Here is an 18,620-nt window from a genome sequence, read left to right as displayed (position 1 = left end):
CGGCCAGGGAAGGCCGCGTTGGCTGAACATTTCCGCGCTGGCGGCAAGGCCGGCCAATCCTATACACTTTCCTGATTGCCAACCCATATTGGACGTTACGTGCTCTCTGAATTTTTGACACCTATTGAATGGCTTGCCATCGGCGGCTACCCGGGGCGCATCGGCCGCTGCCGTTTTGAGCTTCACCGTTATCAGGATGCCCTGTTTAGCGCCGCAGCGATCCCGTTTCCCGAACATCTCACCCCGGCGGTGCCAAAGCGCCGTGCTGAATTTCTGGCCGGGCGCCACCTGGCGCGCCAGGTGCTGGCGGCGCTGGGGCACGACGGAGTCATTGTGGCGCGCGGCGACGATCGGGCGCCGATCTGGCCGCTGGGTGTCGCCGGGGCGTTGAGCCACAATAGCGATACCGCGTTGTGCGCCGTGCATCACGAGCCGGGGTTAGGCGGTGTGGGGCTGGATGTGGAAACGCTGCTGGTGCCCGAACGGGCTGAAGCGCTGTGGGAAGGCATCGTTGGGGGCGCGGAGTATGCCTGGCTTTGTGAGCAGCCCATGGCCTTCAATGCGCTGCTGACGCTGGTATTTTCCGCCAAGGAAAGTCTGTTCAAAGCGCTATACCCGCAGGTGCGCCGCTATTTTGATTTCCACGCCGCCCGGCTGGTGGCGCTCGATTGCGCCGGGCAGCGCTTTGAGCTTGAGCTGCTGGAGACGCTGACCGCGCACTGCCGTGCCGGGCGGCGCTTCGCCGGGCACTTTTTTATTGATGGTGACAACGTAACTACGTTTATTCATTTATAAATCAATAAATAACGTGGTTGTTTGGCCATGGCTGGACAAACCGTGAACGATGGCTACAATAACCACTGTTTAAATAAACAGGTGTTAATGATGACCATCGATCTTTTTGAAGATGCCTTGCCGCCGCCATGGCGCGAAGAGATTGCCCCCGGCGCCGTGGTGCTGCATGGCTTCGTGCGCGAACACGGCCCCGAACTGCTGGCGGCGGTGCACAGCGTGGTGGCGCAGGTGCCGTGGCGCCATATGACCACGCCGGGCGGCTATACCATGTCGGTGGCGATGAGCTGGTGCGGCAACGGCTGGAGCAGCGACAGCCGCGGCTACCGCTATTCAGAACGTGATTCCCGTAGCGGCAAACAGTGGCCGCCGATCCCGGTCATCCTGATGGCGCTGGCGGATGAAGCCGCGTTGCAGGCCGGATTTGGCCATTACGTGCCGGATTCCTGCCTGATGAACCGCTACGATCCGGGCAGCAAATTGTCGCTGCATCAGGATAAGGACGAGCGCGATTTCAACGCGCCGATCGTTTCGGTGTCGCTCGGGCTGCCGGCGGTGTTTTTATTCGGCGGCCTGCAGCGCAGCGACAGGGCGCAACGTATCCCGTTGGCGCACGGCGATGTGGTGGTGTGGGGCGGGCCTTCGCGGCTGAACTTTCACGGCATTCAGCCGATCAAGGAAGGCTACCATTCCCTGGCGGGGCCGCACCGCATCAATATTACGTTGCGCAAGGCGCTGTGAGCCGGGGCTCTTTTGCCAGGCAGGCAACGATATAATCGATAAACACCCGTAGCTTCGGCGGCAGGTGCTGAGTTGGCGCATACAGTAGCCATAGCCTGCCGTGATAGCTGCTGAGGAAATCCCACTGCGGCAGCACTGATCCTACCAGCGTAATGTGGACACCGCTCTAAGCGATGTACTGCTACGTAGATTATGCCGTTTTAGCAGCGCCTGATAATCCCTGAGCAGTATTGTCCGCCAAGGATGCTGTGAACGATGACATTCTTCAGGTATTTCCGCCGCCGCAGCGCCATCTATAACACATCGCAGGCTAGCGGAACCGTCTATAGCTGCGGTGGCACCCACGTCCGCTCGCTGGCGGAACTGCTGGGCGTGCATATCAGCGCGGTAAAGATGAAGATGAGCCATGGCGTAGGCACAGCATTCGCTACAGCTGCCACACCGCCTCACGCACGTTAATCGCCCTCGGCAGCAGGCCGAGCGCATAGAAACGATCGGCGATAACCTGCTGCTCACGGATCACTTGCCAATCCATCCCCCGGGTTTCATGGTTGCGGCGCGTCAGCGCCTGCGCCAGTGACGCCGGTGGCAACCCCAGTTCGCTGGAGAGATAACGCGCCGCCTCTTCGGGCTGTGCGGCGATGTATCGCCCGGTGCTTTGCAGCGCCTCGATAATCTGCCGCAGCAGATCGCCGCTGTGCTGCGCAAAGTCGCGCCGCGCCAGATAAAACTGTTGGTTCAGCACGCGCTGGCTGCCGTCGGCGATCACGCGCATGGTGCCGGAGCGCTGGGCATCGCTGAGTAGCGGATCCCACATCATCCAGGCGTCGACCGCCAGATGGTCGGTGGCGGCCAGCGGATATTTGGGCGGTGCGTAGACAATGCGCACGTCACTGCTGCTCAGCCCATGCTCATCAAGTATTTGCAGCAGCAGGTAATGGACGTTCGATCCTTTGTTCACCGCGATACGTTTACCGCGCAGATCGGCCGCGCTGTGAATAGGGCTGTCATTGGTCACCACCATCGCCACGCTTTGCGGCGCCGGCGGTTCATAGGCCACATACACCATGGTGTTGCTCTGCGCCTGGGCAAACAGCGGCGGCACCTCGCCGGTAGTGCCAAAATCGATTTCATCGTTATTCAACGCATGCAGCAACTGCGGCCCGGCGGGGAACTCGCTCCACAAAATGCTGACTTGCTGATTGGCGAACTGTTGCTCCAGGCTCTGCCGCGCCTTGAGGATGCCCAGGTTGCCGAACTTCTGGTAGCCAATGCGGATCTCCCGTTCCAGCGTTGTGGCCTGTGCGCCCTGCTGCCGGCTGATGGCCTGCGCTTCACGCCGCCGGCCCTTAATCAGCCCTTGATGCGCCAAATGGGTGCGCAGCGTGTTGCGGCTAATGCCGAGTAGGGCGGCCGCCTGCATCTGGTTACCACCACTGGCTTCAAAGGCGCTGCGCACCAACGAATCGATAACCCGCTGATACAACTGCGGCGTATTGGCCTGCAACTGCTGGCGCAAAAAGGTTTCCAGCGCGTCATCGCCAAAGGCGCCGCCTTCCTGCAGGTTTTGCGTCAGCCGCAGTTGCTGCGGGCGAATCAACGGTTCTTTGCTCAATAGCACGGCGTTGTGCAGTGTGTTTTCCAGTTCACGCACATTGCCGGGCCAGTGATAATCCAGCAGAGCCTGCAGCGTTTCCGGCGCCAGCTTCAGCTGCGGGCGCCCCAAGCGCCGTGCATACAGCGAAAGGAAGTGGTTGGCCAACACCGGAATGTCATCCCGCCGCTGGCGCAGCGGCGGCAGCGTCACCGCCGCCACGTTGAGCCGGTAGTAGAGATCTTCGCGGAACTGGCGCTCACGGATCGCGTTGGCCAGATCGACATGGGTGGCGGCGATCACGCGAACGTTCACCTTAATTGCCTTGCGCGAGCCGACGCGGGTAATTTCCCGCTCCTGCAGCACACGCAGCAGTTTCACCTGCAACTGCAGGCTTAGTTCGCCGATCTCATCAAGCAACAGCGTGCCCCCTTCGGCCGCTTCGAACCAACCCTGATGCGTTTGCGTGGCGCCGGTAAATGCGCCTTTTTCATGGCCGAACAGTTCAGCTTCCGCCAGGCTTTCGGTCAGCGCACCGCAGTTCACCGCCAGAAAAGGTTGGTGGCGGCGCGGGCTGTTATGGTGCAGATAGCGCGCCACCACTTCTTTACCGGTGCCGGTTTCACCGATGATCAGCACCGTGGCGTCCGTGGGTGCCAGACGGTCCAGCACACTCTGGAATGCGATGGAGGCCGGGTCAATCAGGATCGGGCTGTCAGAAGCGTAAGGCTGTGGATTATGCATGGGGTACTCCGGTCTTCCCAGTGGCGTGGTGAACGCCGCTATCTTAGCGTGGCGGCGGCGGGGTGACGATAGGGCCTGGGCGCCACTGTGTTGCATTTGCAACGACATGACCACAGCAACTGTTGCATTTGCAGCAGTTTTGCTCAACGCGGTTTTTTATAATTTATTGATAATTAATGTATTTAACCTTTCTGCACATTGGCACGCATTCTGCTAACAGGTTTATAACCAAACGATATCTTTCTATAGATAAAAACTGATAATAGTTATATAGGAAACGCATAATGAGTGACGCCAAACAGGAAAATATCAACGTCTTCTGGTTTTTGCCCACCCATGGCGATGGCCGCTATCTGGGCACCGCGAAAGGGGGCCGGCCGGTTGATTTGGCTTATTTGCAACAGGTGGCGCTGGCCGCCGACAATCTGGGCTATTACGGTGTGTTGATCCCCACCGGCAAAAGCTGTGAGGATTCCTGGTTGGTGGCGGCAGCGCTGGCGCCGTTGACCCGGCGCCTGCGTTTTCTGGTGGCGGTGCGCCCTGGGTTGCAGCCGCCAAGCCTGGCTGCGCGCATGGCGGCCACGCTGGATCGCCTGTCGGAAGGGCGCTTGCTGATCAATGTGGTCACCGGTGGCGATCCGGTTGAAAACAAGGGCGACGGCATTTTCCTTAGCCATGCCGAGCGTTATGCCGTCACTCAGGAATTCCTGCAGGTGTATCAGCGCTTGCTGGCGGGTGAAAAGGTCGATTTCATCGGCGAGCATATTCATGTGGAAGGCGCCGAAGTGCTGTTCCCGCCGGTGCAGGAAAATGGGCCGCCGCTCTATTTCGGCGGCTCGTCGCCAGAGGCCATCGACATCGCGGCGCAACAGATTGACACCTATCTCACCTGGGGGGAGCCGGTGGATCTGGTGGCGGAAAAACTGGCGGTGGTGCGCCAGCGTGCCGAACAGGCTGGGCGCCGCCTGGATTACGGTATTCGCCTGCACGTGATTGTGCGTGAAACCGAAGAAGAGGCCTGGGCGGCGGCCGATCGGCTGATCGCTCACCTGGATGACGACACCATCGCCGCCGCGCAGAAGATTTTCTCTCGTATGGATTCCACCGGCCAGCAACGCATGAGCGCGCTGCACGGCGGTTCGCGCGACGGCCTGCGCATTGGGCCAAACCTATGGGCCGGCGTTGGGCTGGTGCGCGGCGGCGCCGGCACTGCGCTGGTCGGCAACCCGCAACAGGTGGCCGAACGCATTCGCGAATACCAGGCGCTCGGCATCACCAACTTTATCTTCTCCGGCTACCCGCATCTGGAAGAAGCCCATCGCTTTGCCGAACTGGTGATGCCGCTGTTGCCGCTGGCGCACCCGGCAGGCTACGGCGCCAATACGGTGAATACCGGCCCGTTTGGCGAAACCATCGGCGGCGATCGTCGCCCAGGCAAAGCGGCAAGCGCCAGCTAAATCCAACAGCAACCGGAGGTCGCCATGACGTCACAACAAGCACGCCAACCGATTCAATTTGCCTACTGGGTTCCCAACGTATCCGGTGGGCTGGTGGTCAGTAAAATCCCCCAGCGCACCCACTGGGATCAGCATTACAACCGCAAGCTGGCGCAGATTGCCGAACGCGCCGGGTTTGATTATGCCCTGACGCAGATCCGCTTTACGGCGGGCTATGGCGCTGACAATCAGCATGAGTCGGTGTCGTTTTCACAGGATTTGCTCGCGGCCACCGAACGCCTGAAAGTGATCGCCGCACTGTTGCCTGGCCCGTGGAACCCGACGCTTGCGGCGAAGCAGATCGCCACCATCAGCCATCTTTCCGATGCGCGCATTGCGGTGAACATCGTCAGCGGTTGGTTCCGCGGGGAGTTCAAGGCGGTGGGCGAGCCGTGGCTGGATCACGAAGAGCGTTATCTGCGCTCTGAAGAATTTATCCGTTGCCTGCAGGGGATTTGGCGTGAGCCGAGCTTTACCTTCGCCGGCGATTTTTACCGTTTCCGCGACTATTCGTTAAAACCCAAACCGCTTGATCCGCTGCCGGAGATCTTCCAGGGCGGCAGTTCCCGCGCGGCCCGCGATATGGCGGCGCGCGTTTCCGACTGGTATTTCACCAACGGCAATACGGTGGAAGGCATCCGCGAACAGGTGGCGGATATTCAGCACAAGGCGGCGGCTAACCAGCACCGGGTGCGGATCGGCGTTAACGGCTTTGTGATTGCCCGCGACAGTGAACAGCAGGCCAAGGCGGTATTGCAGGATATTCTGCAACAGGCCGATCCGGAGGCGGTAAAAGGCTTCCACCACGAAGTGCAGAACGCCGGCAATGCGTCACCGGAGAAACAGGGCAACTGGGCGCAATCCACTTTCGAGGATCTGGTGCAATACAACGACGGCTTTAAAACCAACCTGATCGGCACCCCGCAGCAGATTGCCGAGCGCATTATCGCCTATAAACAGGCCGGTGTGGATCTGATGCTGCTTGGTTTCTTGCACTTCCAGGAAGAGGTGGAGTATTTCGGCCGGGAAATTATCCCGCTGGTGCGCGAGCTGGAGCAGCAACAAACGCCGGAGTTGACCCATGGCTGAGTCTCAGATCCCGCATGTAGTGATCATCGGCGGCGGCTTTAGCGGCACGGCGCTGGCGATCCATATGGCGCGCCAGGCCAGCGCGCCGTTGCGGGTTACGGTGATTGAGCCACGCGCGCAGTTGGCGCAGGGGGTGGCCTATTCCACCACCGAGCCGGCGCACCGTATCAATGTACCGGCCGAGCGTATGCAATTGTCTGGCGATGAAGCGGGGGATTTTGACCGCTGGTATCGCCGGCAGCCCGAGTTTGAGCAGGATCGCGCCGCGCAATGGATTGATGGGCAGGTGTACCCGCAGCGCGGCGCGTTTGGCCGCTATATCGCCGCCAAGTTTGCCGAAGCCGCACAGCATGGCCCGGCGCAGCTACGGCATGTGCGCGATCGCGCCGTGGCGTTGGTGGACGGCGTGATAACGACCGCCAATGGCGCCCGTTTGCGCGCCGATGCGGTGGCGCTGGCAGTGAGCCATCCGCCGCCGGCGCTGCCGGGTTTATTGGCCGGCGAACTGGCCCGGCACCCGGCGCTGATCGCCAACCCTTGGCAGGCCGGCGCTTTCGCGCAGGTAGGGGCAATGGAACGCGTGGCGATCATGGGCACCGGACTGACCATGGCGGACGCCGTGGCCACGCTGCATGCCCAGGGGCACCGCGGGCCGCTGCTGGCGTTCTCGCGCCGAGGGTTATTGCCGCGGCCGAACGTCACCGGCGAGTATGCCCCTTGGCCGCTGGACTATGAAGGGGATAACCCCGGTTCGTTGCGCTACTGGCTGGGCCGCGTGCGCCAGGCCGTGGCAGCGGCCGCGCGCCAGCAGGTGCCCTGGCAAGCGGTGTTGGACGATGTGCGCGCCAATGGTCAACGGCTGTGGCAGCAGTTGCCGCAGGCCGAACAGCGGCGCTTCCTGCGCCATTTGCGCAGTTGGTGGGATGTACACCGCTACCGTATCGCCCCCCAGGTGCACCAGGTACTGGATGAAAAACGCCAGCGCGGTGAGTTGCGGGTGATCGCCGCCCGTTTGCAGGCGGCCGAGAGCCAGGGCGATACCCTAGCGCTGCGGTTGGCGCGGCGTGACGGCACGCAGGAAGCCGTCACGGTGGATCGGCTGATCGTCACGACCGGCCCGGCGCATGCCGGGTTGCTGGAGAGTCAGCCGCTGTTGCAGCAACTGGCCGCCAGCGGCGCGCTACAGGCCGATTCGCTCGGGCTGGGTATTCTGGTGAACGCCGATTCGGCGGCGCTGGGCGCCGACGGTAACTCCAACCCGCGCCTGCGGGTGGTGGGGCCAGCCGCACGTGGGCGCTTTGGCGAGCTGATGGGCCTGCCGCAGGTGGCCGATCACGCACAGGCTGTCGCTAGCCAGCTATTGGCTACGGTGTTGACCGCATCCCCCGCGGCGGCGCGATGTCCCCCTTTGATGCTGAATACGGATTAGGCCGGGCTTTGCCTGCACGGCTCTGCCGGCCCCATACCCCAATAGATAACGAGATAATTGCGATAAGCCTGCCGGGCTTGGCCCCGGCGCGCGATCGCATTGGAGAGCGCTATGTCATCGCAACGTGAAATTCGTCTGAATGCATTTGATATGAACTGTGTTGGCCACCAATCGCCGGGGCTGTGGACGCACCCGCGCGATCGTTCCTGGCAGTATAAGGATTTGGAATACTGGACCGATCTGGCGCGTTTACTGGAACGCGGCAAATTCGACGGGCTGTTCATCGCCGACGTGCTGGGGATCTACGACGTACTGGATGGCAACGGCGACGCCGCCATTCGCCAGGCGACGCAGGTGCCGGTTAACGATCCGCTGGCGCTGGTGACGCCGATGGCGCTGGTCACCGAACATTTGGGCTTTGGGTTGACCGCCTCGCTGTCTTTTGAGCACCCATATCCGTTCGCCCGCCGTCTGTCGACGCTGGACCATCTGACCAAAGGGCGCGTTGGCTGGAACATTGTCACCTCCTATCTGGAGAGCGGCGCGCGCAATATCGGCCAGCAGGCGCAGGCCGACCACGATGCGCGCTATGACTACGCCGATGAATATCTGCAGGTGATTTACAAGCTGCTGGAAGGCAGTTGGGAAGACGGGGCGATCCTGCGCGATCGCGAGCGGGGGATTTTCAGCGATCCGGCCAAAGTGCACCCGATCAACCATCAAGGGCAGTTTTTCCAGGTGCCGGGCATTCACCTGTGCGAGCCTTCGCCGCAGCGCACGCCGGTGCTGTATCAGGCCGGCGCCTCCAGCCGCGGCAAGCAATTTGCCGCCGAGCATGCCGAGTGCGTATTCGTCGCCTCACCGTCGAAGGTGTTGCTGAAAAAGACCGTGGCGGACATTCGCCGCCGTACCGCCGAGGCTGGGCGCGATCCACGCAGCGTCCTGATCTTCAACCTGCAGACGGTGATCGTGGGTGAAACCGATCGCCAGGCGCAGGCCAAGTGGCAGGAATACAAGTCATACGTCAGCTATGAAGGCGCGCTGGCGCTGGTCTCCGGCTGGACCGGCATCGATTTTGGCCAATACCAGCCGAATCAGGTGCTGAAGCATTTGCACACCAACGCCATCCAGTCCGCGGTGGAAACCTTCTCCACGGCCGATCCCGATCGCCAATGGACGGTGGAAGCGCTGGCCGACTGGGTAGGGATTGGCGGTTTCGGCCCGCTGCTGGTGGGCAGCGCGCAGACGGTTGCCGATGAGTTGCAGGCATGGGTAGAGGAAACCGACGTCGACGGCTTTAACCTGGCCTATGCGGTCACCCACGAAACCTTTACCGATGTGGTGGAACTGTTGATCCCTGAGCTGCAAAAGCGCGGCGTATTCAAGCAGGACTATGCCCCCGGCACGTTGCGGGAAAAATTGTTCAACCAGGGGCCACGCCTGGCATTGCCGCATCCGGGGGCCGGCTACCGTTGGGCGCAGGCGGAATCCCCTCTGGCCACCGTTGCCGGCAAGTGAGGGGCCGATGATCGAAATTGACGATTTACATAAGCACTACCGCGCCCCGAATGGTGAGCCGATCCCGGTACTAAAGGGCATCTCGCTGCAGGTGCCGGCGGGCTCCATTACGGCTGTGGTCGGCCCCAGCGGCGCCGGCAAATCAACGCTGGCCAAGTGCATCAGTCTGTTGGAAAAGCCCAGCGCCGGCAGTATCCGCGTTAACGGCCAGGATCTGTCGCGCCTGTCGGGGGAAGCGTTGCGCCGCGAGCGGCGGGCGATCGGCACGGTATTCCAGTCTTCGGCGCTGCTGCAACGCAAAACGGCCTGGCAGAACATCGCTCTGCCGCTGGCATATCTCGGCGTGGTGCCGCGTGATATCGACAAACGCGTCAAGACGCTGCTGGCGGCGGTGGGGCTGGCGGATAAAGCCAATTTCTACCCAGCGCAGCTTTCCGGCGGGCAACGCCAACGGGTAGGCATCGCGCGGGCGCTGGCGTTGCGGCCTTCGGTACTGTTGGCCGATGAGGCAACCTCCGGGCTGGATCCCGAAGCCACGGCGGCCATTCTGAACCTGCTTAAGCAACTGCGTGACGAGTACGGCCTGTCGATTATCCTGATCACCCATGAAATGGATGCGGTGCGCAACGCCGCCGATGCGGTGGCGGAGATCCGCAACGGCGCCATTGTGCAGCAGGGGCCGGTGCGCGAGCTTTTGGCTTCGCCGGATTCATTGTTGGGCAGCCAACTGTTCCCGCTGCAGGCGCTGCCGGTAGCGGATGCGCTGCGCCTGCAGGTGACCTATTCCGCCGAGCAGGCGGCGGCCACCGACTGGATCAGCCGCATCAGCCAGCAATTCAACTTGCACATCGATCTGCTCGGCGGCCATGTAGAGATGGTGGGTGGCCAACTGGCCGGGCGGTTGGAGATCGCCGTGCGCTATGGTTCGAGCCAGCCGGCGCTGGATGAACTGCGTGCGGCGCTGCTGCGGCTTGGGGTGATTACCACGGTGTTGCAACAGCCGGCGGCGCTGCGGGAGGCGGTATGAAAAGCGTTGACGATAGCGTACTGAGCCAGGACACGCCCTGGAACCAGATTCACCATTTGTTACTGCCCGCCTACGGGGAAACCTGGCTGATGGTCGGCATCGTCATGCTGTTTGTGGTGACCCTCGGTGGGCTGGTGGGGGTGGTGCTGTTCAACACCGCCCCACGCGGCCTGTTCCCCAGGCCGGCGTTGCACCGCACGCTAAGCTGGCTGGTGAATATGGGCCGCTCGCTGCCGTTTCTGGTGCTGATGGCGGCGATCATTCCGTTCACCTTCTGGCTGACCGGCACCACCATCGGCATCCCGGCGGCGGTGATCCCGATGATTGTCGCCGGCGTGCCGTTTTTTGGTCGGCTGGTGGAAAACGCCCTGCGTGAGCTGCCTGCGGACGTCACCGCGGTGGGGCTGGTGTCCGGCGGCTCCCACTGGCAGATCATCGTGCATGCCCAGTTGAGCGAAGCCCTGCCGGCGATTGTCGCCGCCATCACGCTGAATGTGATTTCGATGATTGAGTACTCGGCGATTGCCGGCACCATCGGCGCAGGTGGCATCGGCTATCTGGCCGTGGTCTACGGCTATCAGCGTTTCGATAACCACATCATGATCGCCACCATTGTGGTGCTGATTGCCACGATCCAACTGATTCAATTTATCGGCGATCGCCTGGTCGCCGCGTTACATCCCCATCAGGAAACCCGTTAACTATGTCAAATCACCAGTTTGAGATTCGTAAGAAAAAGCGCTGGCCGTTGCCGCTGGCGATTGTCGTGCTGCTGATTGCGGCGGCGGCAGTGTGGCACTTCACCGCCGGCAAGAGCCAGGCGGTGCAGTTCGGCACCACGCTGAAGGTGCACTATGAACCGGCGATGGCCGGGGAACAGCGCGTGATTCAATACGTTGGCGAGCATATCGCACCGGATTACGGCATCAAGCTGGAAGCGGTTGGCTTGCAAGACCCGGTGCAGGCGGATCGGGCGGTGGCGCAAGGGCAATATGCCGCCACCATCTACCAACACCAGTGGTGGCTGAAACAGGTGGTGGATGCCAACGGCTTCAAATTGACACCAACGCAGCCGGTGTTCCAATGGGCGTTCGGCATTTATTCGGATCGTTACCCTTCGATAGACGCGTTGCCTGACGGCGCCGAGATTGTGGTGCCGAACGACGGCGCTAACCAGGGCCAGGCGCTGTGGCTGCTGCAGCGTATTGGGCTGATTGGGCTGGATCCCACCATCGAACCCCGCACCGCCAAGTTGAAAGACATCACTGTCAATAAGCGCAACTTCAACTTTAAAGAGCTGGATCTGCTGACCATGCCGCGTGCGCTGAATTCGGTGGATGCCGCCATTGGTTATGTTTCGCAGTTTGACGCGGGCAAAGTGCCGCGCGAGAAGGGAATTTTGTTCCCACCGGCGCCGAAGACCTTCGCCTCGCAGTTGGTGATTGGCACGCCGTACCTGGAAGACGCCAATATCAAGAAACTGCAGCAGGCCTTTGCCGATCCGCGCGTGCAGCAATACCTGCAACAAACGGACGATCCGTTGGTGAAAGGGGTTTTGGTACCGGTATCGGCGGAGTAACCCTATATTCACCCAGGTGGTGTCACGCCAGCGTGCGTGAGCGCCGCCGGCGGCCACGGCGCTGTGCCTGAAAGCGTTTGGCCGGCCCAATCAATGTGGCTAACAGCACCGGATTAACCCAGGTTAACCCGGTGCTTGCGTTACGTGGTATTTTTTAAATTAACTTATTGATATTTAATATTTTTATAGCGATTTTTGTTGTTTGTGCAGCGCGCGGGTTGGTTTTATAACAGAGAACACCTGCACAAAATAATTAGAGGTCGTTATGAGTACGTTGAATATCGATACGGCGGCGCCGCTGTCTACACCGATTGGTTCGGTGAGCGATGTGGCGCGCTTAATCAATCAACGCAGTGATAAGAACAGCCACGCGCGTATGATTGTTCTGCTGGCGTTGGGCGGCGTTTTTCTTGACGCCTATGACCTGACCACGCTGTCTTACGGCATTGATGACGTGGTGCGCGAGTTCAGCCTCAGCCCGCTGCTGACCGGCGTGGTGACATCTTCGATTATGGTGGGAACCATCATCGGTAACCTGGTTGGCGGCTGGCTGACCGATAAGTACGGCCGCTATCAGGTCTTTATGGCGGATATGCTGTTTTTCGTGGTATCGGCGATTGCCGCCGGGCTGGCGCCCAACGTTTGGGTGCTGATCGGCGCCCGCTTCCTGATGGGGATCGGGGTGGGGATCGATCTGCCGGTCGCGATGGCCTACCTGGCGGAGTTTTCCAAATTTACTGGCCAGGGCAACAAAGCGGCGCGGTTGGCCGCCTGGTGCCCGATGTGGTACGCGGCTTCCTCGGTGTGCTTCCTGATTATCTTTGCGCTTTACTTTTTGTTGCCCGCGCAGCATATCGATTGGCTCTGGCGCGCGTCACTGCTGTTCGGCGCGGTGCCGGCGCTGCTGATTATCATGGTGCGCCGGCGCTTTATGAACGAGTCACCGCTGTGGGCCGCCAATCAGGGCGATTTCAAAGGCGCGGCGCGCATTCTGCGTGAATCGTACGGCATTGATGCCCATGAAGAACCCAGCGCCGCCGGCCGGGAGAAACCGCAGCCGCCCAAAGTCAGCTTCCGTGTGCTGTTCCAAAAGCCGTATCGCGAGCGCACGATAGTGGCCAGCGTGATGAACGTCTGTATCTCGTTTGAATACACCGCGATCGCGTTTTTCCTGCCGTCGATCCTGGCGCAGTTCCTCGGCGCCGGCGTGTTTGAAACCATCTCCGCTTCGCTTGGCCTGAACGTGCTGTTCGCCTTTACCGGCGGCCTGCTCGGCATGCGCCTGGCATGGAAATACCCTTCACGCCACGTGGCGATCGCCGGTTTTGCCCTGCAGTTCATCGCGTTGATTGCGCTGGCATTAATCGGCCAACCGCACGCGGCGCTCGGCATCGGGCTGGCGCTGCTGATGCTGGGCCTGTGGCTGTTTGCTGAAGGCTTCGGCCCGGGCGCGCAAATGATGATTTACCCGGCGCTCTCTTACCCCACGTCGATCCGCGCCACCGGGGTGGGCTTCGGCCGCTCGCTGTCCGGCATTGGCAGCGCGCTGGCGCTGTTCATCCTGCCAATTCTGCAGGCGCGTTTCGGCACCGATATGTTCTGGATTGTTTCGCTGGCGGCGTTCATCCCGATCGTCTTTTTGCTGGCGATCCGTTTTGAACCCACCCGTAATGATATTGATGACCGGGGTGAGCAAACCGCCGCGGACACGTCACTGTGAGGAATTTGCCATGAGCCAACATTTGTTATCGACCGGCGCCGATTATGCCCAACTGGCGCAGCGTTTCCGCCCGATTTTTGCCCGCATCGCCGCCGGTGCGTTGGAGCGCGAACTGACGCGCACGCTGCCGTATGAACCGATACGCTGGCTGAAAGAGGCGGGCTTTGGCACCTTGCGCATTCCGCGGGAAAAAGGCGGATATGGCGCTTCGCTGCCGCAGTTGTTTGAATTGCTGACGGAGTTGGCCGAAGCCGATTCCAATCTGCCGCAGGCGCTGCGCGCGCACTTTGCCTTTGTGGAAGACCGGCTTAATCAGCCGGATAGCCCGCAGCGCGATCGCTGGTTCAGCCGCTTTCTGGATGGCGAGTTGGTCGGCAGCGGTTGGACGGAAATCGGCGCGGTGCAGCTTGGCCAGGTGATCACGATGGTTACGCCGCACGAGGGTGCCTGGCGGCTGAACGGCGAGAAGTTTTACAGCACCGGCAGCTTGTTCAGCGACTGGATTGATGTGTATGCCGAACGCAGCGACAACGGCGGCGCTGTGATCGCCATCGTGAATGTCAACCAGGATGCGGTTGAACGTGACGACGACTGGGATGGCTTTGGCCAGCGCACCACCGGCAGCGGCACTACGCGCTTTAACAATGCCCATGTGGAAGCGGAACATCTGTATGACTTTGCCGATCGTTTCCGATACCAGACGGCGTTTTATCAGCACGTTTTGCTGGCCAGTTTAGCCGGCGTTGGCCGCGCGGTGCTGCGCGACGCCGCCGCCGGGGTGCGCAACCGGCGGCGTATCTACAGCCACGGCAATGCCACGCTGGTGAAAGACGATGTGCAGATCCAGCAGGCGGTGGGGCAGATTGCTTCCTGGGCTTATGCGGTGGAGGCCACGGTGCTGAAGGCGACGGCATCTTTGCAGCGCGCCTATGAGGCGCATGTATCGCAGGATGAGGCGCAGATACAGGCAGAAAACATTGCCGCTGAAGTGGATGCCGCCAAGGCGCAGGTGATCGCCAGCGAATGGGTGCAGCGCGCCGCCAGTGAGCTGTTTAATGCGCTGGGTGCTTCCGACACCCGGGTAAGCAAGGCGCTGGATCGCCATTGGCGCAATGCCCGCACACTGTCGTCACACAACCCGGTGATCTACAAGGCGCGTAACGTCGGCGCCTGGGAGATCAACGGCAGCGAGCCGACGTTCATCTGGCAAATTGGCAGTAGCCCGCAGGTGTAATCCGCAGGCACAGAAACCCCGCATTCCTGCGGGGTTTTTGCTATAGCGCCCAGGCCGTGCGGTGAAATAATCGACCAAGTTTCGAGGTTGATCACAAAACAAATGCTTGCGTAATATTTTATTACATCTCTTATTGTTAACCTGCTAAAGAATTCAAGTTCACTAAATTGCCTCGATCACCAAATCCCTTAATACTTGGCCTACAGCAATATGCAGCCCGGTGGCGCAGCGGTGTGGTAGCGATACTCCCGGTTTTCGGGGGCGTCATTTCCGGCCATAGCGTGAAAATAATTCAAATAAATCCAGCCAGGTGCGGTGATAGATCGTAGCGATAACAGGAAATTGGCCTTATGGGATCGTTTTTTAAACAGATATACCGTTATTCTCATCCACGTCCCTATCGCCATAATGAGAATCTCTGGCCCCATGTAAAGATTGAGCGCGCCGCCAGTGGGGAAATCATTGCACTGCGTTATAAAAAACAGCCGGTACCGATAGCCGATCTGGCGATGCTGAAGGGTAGTTGCCACGGCGACGTGCTGTTGACCGCCACTGGGCCTTCAATCAACAGTATGCAATTCGACGCCTTGCCGCCGATGCCGGCGATTGGCGTGAATGGCGCCTATTTCTTACATAATGAGGTAGACTTCCGTTTTTACGTGATTGTCGATATGGGGTTTATCGACCGGCGGCCAGATATTGTGGAAGGTATTATCCGCGACGAAAATATTCTATTGTTCACCACCGTGCAAGGCGTCGCCAAAATCATTGATAAAGCCACATTAGCCAATGTGAAATGCCGCTTCGCCGTTATTGAAGACGCCGCCTACAAAACCTATCAACCGCGAATTCCTACCCAGGCGCTGCGCCCGCATTATTGCCATGCCGCCAGCGTTAGTTTTTGCCCGGAAAATCCCGCCATCGCGTTTAACCATGATATTCGCAGCGGTATTTTCGACGCCGGCACCGTGGTGTATTGGGCATTCCAGATTATTTCTTACCTCGGGTTTGAACAATTGCTGATCGCCGGCCTGGATATGAACAATTTCCACCTGCCGCGCTTTTATGAAACCGCCGCCAATAAGCTGCCGACGTTTCTGGCCGATAAAGTGGATGATTTGATTATCCCGGCGTTCACCCATGCCAGCCACCAGATGAAACTCAATAATATCGCGGTTAAAAACCTGTCGCCGACCAGCGCAATCAGCAGCGATATTTTTGAAAAAGTCGACAGTAACGAGCTGTTCATTCAACCGGCGATGGCGGCTGGCGAATAACAGCCGCGCCTGGGCTTTCAGGCGCGCAGAAAATCATGCCAGCGCCGCACCAGATAGTTATGTTCGTCCATCACTGAATTCCACACCGCAATATGGCTCATCCGCTGTTCGTAACTGCCGCCGTCGCGCTGCTCGCCTTGCGGGATCAACCCGTTGCCATAGGCATCCGGCAAATCTTCGCTGGCCGGCTTGCCGGCGTACCAATAATCCCACTCTGCGCGGGATAGATAGGGGCGGCTGCGCTGCGGGTTAGAGATGTAGTAGCCCTGTTTAGCCATTACCGCCCCCGGCCAGCCGGATTGCCACCAGTTGAGATACGCATAGGCGGCGTCCAGCACACGGCCGCTGGCGCAGCGCGAGATCGACAGCCCGCCGTACCAGGCGCGGTAGCCCTCACGCGGCGTCGCCAGCGTATAGCCGCGCTGCTGGAAATGGTGGCGGAAATAGGTGGGCGCCCACAGGCTTTGGATCCCGACGCGCCGATCGTCAATCAGCCGGCAGGCTTCGTCCTGGCTGGCCCAGAACGCGGCGAAATGCCCATGGCGGTGCAGTTCGGACAGCACGCTTGTCAGGCGGTCGATCTCTTCCAGGCTCAGATTGCCTATGTTGGCAAAGCGCGCCAGCCCCGCACCCTGTGCCGCCAACGCGGCGTCCAGCCCACCCATCGCCGCGTCGTTCTGCAGCGCCACCTGGCCGCTGAACGCCGGGTGCAGCAGCCAGCCCCAGCTCTCTTCTTCATCCCGCAGGATCCTGGGCAGCCGATCCTGATGATAGGCGAAGCTGTCGGCGTTGTGGGTCAGCGGTAGCATGCTGATCCGCTCGGTGGGCGTGCTGCCGAGGCTGTGATCGTGCTGCACATAGAGCCGCTTGACCGGCACGCTGCCGTCGCCCAGCCGGCCGCCGGGGAACAGGGTGCCCCGTTTGGGCAGATCGTTGATTTCGTCCCAGTAACGCAGGCGGTTGATATCTAACGGCTGAACCGCCCGGGCCGGCCAGACGAAATCCACATTGTGGAACCATTGATCGTAAACATCGTAGCGCTCGGGGTGCATCACGGCGATGCGCTGCGCGTCTTGTACATCATGGATCTGGTATTCGATGCGCAGGCCCAGATCCTGCTCGGCGCGTTGACGCAAAATTTCCAACAGAGTGACCGAGGTGCCCAGCACCCGCAAGGTGGCCGGAGCGTTGGCGATGGAGGAGCGGGGCATGCGGTTAGGTCTCCGTAAGCGGTGGGGCCACCGGCGTGGCGCTTTCCGCCACCTTCAATATCCCTTTGATGCGCAATATTGATTGCCCGTGGCAATGTAATAGCATTGAAAGCCAAACGGCGAAAGCCGACCAGTTGATCTGCCGATCAAATTCGATCGTGCAGGTTTGCGTCGCCGGGTGTCGCGCGCCGTCGGGCTGCGGCGTGGCGGTAGGTAACGGGCGCAGGCGCTGGAAAGCGTGCGTGTCCGGCTCGCCGCTGAACAGGCTAAGATCGCCATCCACCAGGGCGCTGGTCGGGGCGATATGCGCCAGCGGATTCAGCCGTTGCAGGTAATCCTGTAGCGGCGCGAGCGCGCCGGCCGCCACCCGATCGGTTTTGCTGAGCAACAGCCAATCGGCCGCGGTGACCTGTTCCAACCATTCCGGCTGATGCTGCGCTTGCTGCCAGGCGTGTTCGCTGTCGACCAGGGTAATCATCGCGCCCTGGCGAAAATGGTGCTGGAGCTGGCGATCGTGCAGCAGGGTGGCGAGGATCGGCGCTGGGTCCGCCAACCCGGTGGTTTCCAGGATCACCTGGCTGAACGCCGGCACCTCGCCCCGTTGGCGGCGCTCAAACAGCGCCAACAACGCCTGTTTCAGCTCGCCGCGCATGGCGCAGCACACGCAGCCGCTGGGCAGCAGCACCGTATCCGGCGCCACTTCGGCCAATAGCAGATGATCGATGCCCACGGCGCCGAATTCGTTTACCAGCAGCGCGGTATCACGCTGATCCTGGCCCTGCAGCAAACGGCGCAGCAGGGTGGTTTTGCCGCTGCCGAGAAACCCGCTGAGCACGTGTACCGGTAGCTTAAACATTGCCGCCATCCGCGCCTCCGTCCGATAACGCCGCCAGATAGCCCGGTTCGAGCGGATCGGCCGGGCGCCTGATCAACCGTTCAACCTCGCCCCACAGTTGCTCAAGGCCGGTTACGATGGCCTGTTGCCCGGTAGGGCTGGCCAACAGCCAGGCACAGCCGTGCAGATCACGCAGCGTCAGGCGCCACGGCGCCAGCGTGCGGTTCAGCAGCGCCAACTGTTGCAGGCGCTGCTGGCGCAGCGGCAGGTGTTGTTGGCGCAGCGGATCGCTCCACTGCGGCCCTTCAGAAAGTAAACCACATAGCCCGCACAT

Annotated in this window: 16 protein-coding genes and 2 pseudogenes; 12 read left to right on the top strand and 6 right to left on the bottom strand. The window is 60.7% G+C overall.

Annotated features, from left to right (window positions below; all coding sequences use genetic code 11):
- Positions 1-99: 99 nt before the first annotated feature.
- Both AC559G_RS05645 and alkB read left to right on the top strand, forming a co-directional pair.
- Positions 100-795 (top strand): 4'-phosphopantetheinyl transferase family protein, encoded by a 696-nt coding sequence (locus tag AC559G_RS05645; protein WP_498911809.1) that lies wholly within the window; start codon positions 100-102, stop codon positions 793-795.
- Positions 796-885: 90 nt separating this feature from the next.
- Complete coding sequence (gene alkB / locus AC559G_RS05640; protein WP_498911955.1) at positions 886-1,533, top strand: DNA oxidative demethylase AlkB; 648 nt, start codon at positions 886-888, stop codon at positions 1,531-1,533.
- Here the strand turns inward: alkB and AC559G_RS05635 are convergent.
- From AC559G_RS05635 to AC559G_RS05625, 3 genes and pseudogenes are all read right to left on the bottom strand, one after another.
- Positions 1,511-1,669 (bottom strand): annotated as a pseudogene (locus tag AC559G_RS05635) (transcriptional regulator); the annotation flags it as partial. The gene alkB and the pseudogene AC559G_RS05635 overlap by 23 nt on opposite strands.
- 29 nt (positions 1,670-1,698) lie before the next feature.
- Positions 1,699-1,856: pseudogene (locus AC559G_RS05630) on the bottom strand (IS3 family transposase); the annotation flags it as partial.
- A gap of 104 nt (positions 1,857-1,960) precedes the next feature.
- The gene (locus tag AC559G_RS05625) at positions 1,961-3,871 is read right to left on the bottom strand and encodes an aliphatic sulfonate ABC transporter substrate-binding protein (protein WP_498911808.1); all 1,911 of its coding nucleotides are present in this window, start codon (positions 3,869-3,871) and stop codon (positions 1,961-1,963) included.
- 284 nt (positions 3,872-4,155) lie between these two features.
- Here AC559G_RS05625 and ssuD point away from each other — a divergent pair, with 284 nt between their 5' ends.
- From ssuD to AC559G_RS05575, 10 genes are all read left to right on the top strand, one after another.
- On the top strand, positions 4,156-5,328 hold the full coding sequence (gene ssuD, locus AC559G_RS05620; RefSeq protein ID WP_095844719.1) for an FMNH2-dependent alkanesulfonate monooxygenase: 1,173 nt from the start codon (positions 4,156-4,158) through the stop codon (positions 5,326-5,328).
- Between the two features lie 24 nt (positions 5,329-5,352).
- Complete coding sequence (gene sfnG / locus AC559G_RS05615; protein ID WP_279022461.1) at positions 5,353-6,456, top strand: dimethylsulfone monooxygenase SfnG; 1,104 nt, start codon at positions 5,353-5,355, stop codon at positions 6,454-6,456.
- A complete protein-coding gene (locus AC559G_RS05610) occupies positions 6,449-7,885 on the top strand; it encodes an FAD/NAD(P)-binding protein (protein WP_498911807.1) in 1,437 nt (478 codons plus the stop codon). Before sfnG ends, AC559G_RS05610 begins: the two co-directional genes overlap by 8 nt.
- A gap of 111 nt (positions 7,886-7,996) precedes the next feature.
- Positions 7,997-9,403 (top strand): LLM class flavin-dependent oxidoreductase, encoded by a 1,407-nt coding sequence (locus tag AC559G_RS05605; RefSeq protein WP_498911806.1) that lies wholly within the window; start codon positions 7,997-7,999, stop codon positions 9,401-9,403.
- Positions 9,404-9,410: 7 nt separating this feature from the next.
- Positions 9,411-10,430: a methionine ABC transporter ATP-binding protein gene (locus AC559G_RS05600; protein ID WP_498911805.1), complete on the top strand. Its 1,020-nt coding sequence runs from the start codon at positions 9,411-9,413 to the stop codon at positions 10,428-10,430.
- Positions 10,427-11,131 carry a methionine ABC transporter permease gene (locus AC559G_RS05595; RefSeq protein ID WP_498911804.1) on the top strand — a complete coding sequence of 235 codons (705 nt, stop codon included), beginning with the start codon at positions 10,427-10,429 and terminating at the stop codon, positions 11,129-11,131. The genes AC559G_RS05600 and AC559G_RS05595 overlap by 4 nt, the downstream gene beginning before the upstream one ends.
- A gap of 2 nt (positions 11,132-11,133) precedes the next feature.
- On the top strand, positions 11,134-12,009 hold the full coding sequence (locus AC559G_RS05590) for a type 2 periplasmic-binding domain-containing protein (RefSeq protein WP_498911803.1): 876 nt from the start codon (positions 11,134-11,136) through the stop codon (positions 12,007-12,009).
- A gap of 265 nt (positions 12,010-12,274) precedes the next feature.
- A complete protein-coding gene (locus AC559G_RS05585; RefSeq protein WP_095844712.1) occupies positions 12,275-13,729 on the top strand; it encodes an MFS transporter in 1,455 nt (484 codons plus the stop codon).
- 10 nt (positions 13,730-13,739) lie between these two features.
- Complete coding sequence (locus AC559G_RS05580; RefSeq protein WP_498911802.1) at positions 13,740-14,963, top strand: acyl-CoA dehydrogenase family protein; 1,224 nt, start codon at positions 13,740-13,742, stop codon at positions 14,961-14,963.
- 350 nt (positions 14,964-15,313) lie between these two features.
- Positions 15,314-16,240 (top strand): WaaZ-like lipopolysaccharide core biosynthesis protein, encoded by a 927-nt coding sequence (locus AC559G_RS05575; protein WP_438599290.1) that lies wholly within the window; start codon positions 15,314-15,316, stop codon positions 16,238-16,240.
- Between the two features lie 17 nt (positions 16,241-16,257).
- Here AC559G_RS05575 and AC559G_RS05570 read toward each other — a convergent pair whose 3' ends face one another.
- Genes AC559G_RS05570 through AC559G_RS05560 form a run of 3 tightly spaced genes read right to left on the bottom strand, consistent with a single transcriptional unit; the run spans position 16,258 to position 18,620 of the window.
- Positions 16,258-17,451 (bottom strand): ABC transporter substrate-binding protein, encoded by a 1,194-nt coding sequence (locus AC559G_RS05570; protein ID WP_498911801.1) that lies wholly within the window; start codon positions 17,449-17,451, stop codon positions 16,258-16,260.
- A 4-nt stretch (positions 17,452-17,455) separates the two neighbouring features.
- Positions 17,456-18,316 carry a CobW family GTP-binding protein gene (locus AC559G_RS05565; RefSeq protein ID WP_498911800.1) on the bottom strand — a complete coding sequence of 287 codons (861 nt, stop codon included), beginning with the start codon at positions 18,314-18,316 and terminating at the stop codon, positions 17,456-17,458.
- Positions 18,300-18,620: a hypothetical protein gene (locus AC559G_RS05560; protein WP_498911799.1), complete on the bottom strand. Its 321-nt coding sequence runs from the start codon at positions 18,618-18,620 to the stop codon at positions 18,300-18,302. Before AC559G_RS05560 ends, AC559G_RS05565 begins: the two co-directional genes overlap by 17 nt.

The sequence above is a fragment of the Gibbsiella greigii genome (genome assembly GCF_039540155.1).
In the GTDB taxonomy this organism is placed as follows: domain Bacteria; phylum Pseudomonadota; class Gammaproteobacteria; order Enterobacterales; family Enterobacteriaceae; genus Gibbsiella; species Gibbsiella quercinecans.
This window is presented reverse-complemented; position numbering and strand designations above follow the sequence as displayed.